The 3,394-nt window shown below is 41.1% G+C and carries 3 protein-coding genes; all 3 read left to right on the top strand.

From position 1 onward, the window contains the following. Positions 1–119: 119 nt before the first annotated feature. From BQ9856_RS00080 to BQ9856_RS00070, 3 genes are read left to right on the top strand one after another with little or no spacing between them, the layout of a single operon-like run. The gene (locus BQ9856_RS00080) at positions 120–1,322 is read left to right on the top strand and encodes a tyrosine-type recombinase/integrase (protein WP_159441907.1); all 1,203 of its coding nucleotides are present in this window, start codon (positions 120–122) and stop codon (positions 1,320–1,322) included. After that, the gene (locus BQ9856_RS00075) at positions 1,319–2,287 is read left to right on the top strand and encodes a tyrosine-type recombinase/integrase (RefSeq protein ID WP_159441906.1); all 969 of its coding nucleotides are present in this window, start codon (positions 1,319–1,321) and stop codon (positions 2,285–2,287) included. The genes BQ9856_RS00080 and BQ9856_RS00075 overlap by 4 nt, the downstream gene beginning before the upstream one ends. Next, complete coding sequence (locus BQ9856_RS00070; RefSeq protein WP_077609171.1) at positions 2,277–3,302, top strand: tyrosine-type recombinase/integrase; 1,026 nt, start codon at positions 2,277–2,279, stop codon at positions 3,300–3,302. Before BQ9856_RS00075 ends, BQ9856_RS00070 begins: the two co-directional genes overlap by 11 nt. The last annotated feature ends 92 nt before the right edge of the window (positions 3,303–3,394 follow it).

Raw genomic sequence — 3,394 nt, 5'->3', positions numbered from 1 at the left:
GATTATGCCGAAGAAAAAACTATACCGAAAAACCACCAAAAATGCTATAAATACTGTGCCTAATGCTATTTCTTCGACATAATGTTTTATACTTGAGGTACCAAGAAAGGAGGTACCTCATGATTGAGATTAATACCATTTGCGAGCTGTTGCTCGAAGCATTACAGGATGCAGGATACAATAAATCCACTATTTTTAACTACCAAGGTGCTGTTAGAAGATTCAAAGCTTTCTGTTCAGAGAAGGATGTAACTGTGTATACTACGGAATTCGGAAAGCTTTATTCAGATGATGTCATAAGTCCCAAAACCGGGCAATTCAGCACAGAACGATACCATTTGCATGGACGGTTCATCCGATTGATGAATTCATACTACAGTACCGGGCAATTCGATTTTTCTATCGTAAAGCGAGGAAAAGTAGCGCCAACTAATCCACTACACAAGGATGTTTACGGCGGCTATCAGAAGGTGCTCCATATGCAGTACACAAATGAGAATACTATCCATTTTTATGAGTATGAGTTTTATTACTTTCTGCAGTTCCTTCATAGTGCTGGCATTGATGACATTGCAACAATTACACCAGAAACACTCTTTTCCTACATTCAGACTTCAAAAACAAACAGACAGAGAGCAGTTCTTTGCGGTTTAAGATCATCAATGAAATACCTTAGAAGAGATGACCTGATTGTCTCTATACTTGGAATTCATTCGCCTCGGGCACGTCGAATTATTCCTACATTGACAGATGATGAGAATCAACGACTGAGCACTGCTATTGAGTCTTCGGAGGTTACTCTTCGTGATGCTGCTATCGTTCTTCTGGGTATGTCATCAGGGATACGGGCCTGCGACCTGATAAAGCTGAAGCTGTCAGATATCGATTGGATTAGTGAAACGATATCTTTTCATCAGAGCAAAACCGGAAACTTTGTATGTCTCCCACTCATTCCATCTGTTGGAAATGCGATTTTCAGATACCTTCACGAAGAAAGACCAGCAGCTAATAATGACTTCCTGTTTGTACGTGAACTGGCTCCCTTTGATCCATTCACTGACCATTCAAGCTGCTACGAAGTAGTTCGTCGGGTTTTCTGCCAGGCAGGGATAGATAAGGAAAGCCGTATTCTTGGGATGTGCCTTTTGCGCCATAATGCAGCATCCACTATGGTAAAGAATGCTGTGCCGATTGAAACAATCGCCGCTGTTCTTGGACATGTCAATCCGGATACGACAGATATATATATCACTACAGATGAATATCGCCTTAGAGAATGCGTCCTGCCTATGACAGGCATATCCAAGGAGGTGAATCCATGAATACAGATTTCATAAGTGCCCTCGCACCTCAGCTTGAAAGCTTCCTTGAATTCAAACATTCCATTGGCATACAGTACAAATCGGCTTCATGTCACTTACGGAACCTGGATGAGTATAACTTTTCAAACGGCAACTCAAGCAGTTTGAATAAAGAAACCGTTGAAGGATGGGCTGCAGCGAAGAGTTGTAAATCAACAACACCGAATCGGAGTTGGATATCTCCTATAAGAGAATTCGGACGATATCTACATAGTATCGGCGTTCCCGATGCATATGTACTGGGTGACAAGTACAGAATCCAGAGCTACCACGCCGAAGTCTACCTGATGAGTGAAGCTGAGATACTGGCTTTCTTCAAGGAGTGCGATTCATACGTACTCAGAAAGAACTACTTGGGCAGGGCATATGTTTTACCTGCACTGTATCGTTTCCTTTATTGTTGTGGCGTACGATGCGGTGAAGCGCGACATCTTCGTTGCGAAAACGTACATCTTGATAATGGTTTTGTTGATATCCTTCAATCCAAAGCTCACTGTGACAGACGCTTGTATCTGTCAGAGGAACTTACAGATTATCTAAAAAAATATGACTGCGCCATAAACGCCTGTTTTCCATCAAGAGAATACTTTTTTCCGGGTGGAAAAGGTGGCATGTGTTCTTCGACTTCATTGACGGTGAATTTCAAAAGCATCTGGGATGCTGCCGGCCTTAAAAGAGATGGAAAAGTCAAACCACGCGCTTATGACTTCCGACATCACTTTGCATGTGCTAACATCTTGAAGTGGTCTAAAGAGGAAACGGATGTACATGCGATGTTCCCTTATCTTATGAGATATATGGGGCACTCATCCCTCGAAAGCACCTATTACTATATACACTTGATACCGGATTTCTTTCCTCAGTACTCTATTCTTACATCATCAATGGAATCTCTTATTCCGGAGGTAGAAGACGATGAAGTATAAGCGAAAGAAGGATAAAAGTTTCTGGATTATGGCACGTCTTTACCTTCATGATTACATGCCGGTAATAAGAAATCTGTCAGACAAATCCGTAGAGGCTTACAAACAGTCACTTAAATCCTATCTGTCTTTTCTTGAAAAGGAGAAGTTATTAAAAGATGATAACGTCACATTTGAAGCTTTTTCACGGGAGAACATCAAGGAGTTTGTTGAATGGATGAAATCCAGTGGCTACTCTCCTAAAAGTATTAATCTCAAACTCACAGCAATCCGGTCATTCCTGAAATACTGTGGAGAAGAGGATTTCGAGCTCAAAGCACTATATACAGAAGCATGTTTAATAAAGAAACTGAAGGAAGAAAAACATCCCATACAGTATCTCCAACCAAAAGCAACTGCCGCCATTCTGGCTGCATCCGATACAAAGACCTCCAAGCATCGTCGAAATCGAATGATGCTCATTCTGCTCTATGATACTGGTGCAAGGGTACAGGAATTGGCTGAATTAGATATATCTTCACTGCACCTAGATGCGTCAAATCCATTCATAACGCTCGTCGGCAAGGGTCAAAAGAGCAGAAATGTACCATTGATGAATAAAACTGTTACACATCTTCAAAACTACCTGAAAGAGTTTCATCCTAAGAATAAAGAATGTCCATTGTTTTACAGCCTTTTGGATGGAAAAACTCATCGGTTATCAACAGACAGCATTAGCCTAGTTCTTAAGACCGCTGCTGATACTGCTCGTGAAACCTGTTCCGAAGTACCTGATAATGTCCACTGTCATTTGATTAGAAAAACGAAAGCCATGGATTTATATAGGAATGGAGTTCCCTTGCCATTTATTATGCAGTTTCTTGGTCATGAAAGTATGTCAACAACATCCGGCTTCTATGCATTCGCAACACTTGAAATGATGGGTGACGCTATGAAGAAAGCATCGCCGGATTCCACTGTTGCAGAGAAACTTTGGAAAAAATCTGATGTACACCATGCACTGTATACGTTGGATTAACTGATTACTATGCCGAAGAAATGTCAGTAAAAGTATTTTCTAAGCAATTCTCAGGAATTCTTCGGCATAGTTTTTTCTTCGGCATAATCTGT

This window comes from Clostridium sp. Marseille-P2415 (assembly GCF_900155545.1).
Taxonomy (GTDB): Bacteria; Bacillota; Clostridia; order Lachnospirales; family Lachnospiraceae; genus Lacrimispora.
This window is presented reverse-complemented; position numbering and strand designations above follow the sequence as displayed.

What these genes read in the sequence shown, in the direction of transcription:
- BQ9856_RS00080 (WP_159441907.1), top strand. Translation starts at nt 120, where the DNA reads ATGATTGAGATTAATACCATTTGCGAGCTGTTGCTCGAAGCATTACAG.
- BQ9856_RS00075 (WP_159441906.1), top strand. Translation starts at nt 1,319, where the DNA reads ATGAATACAGATTTCATAAGTGCCCTCGCACCTCAGCTTGAAAGCTTC.
- BQ9856_RS00070 (WP_077609171.1), top strand. Translation starts at nt 2,277, where the DNA reads ATGAAGTATAAGCGAAAGAAGGATAAAAGTTTCTGGATTATGGCACGT.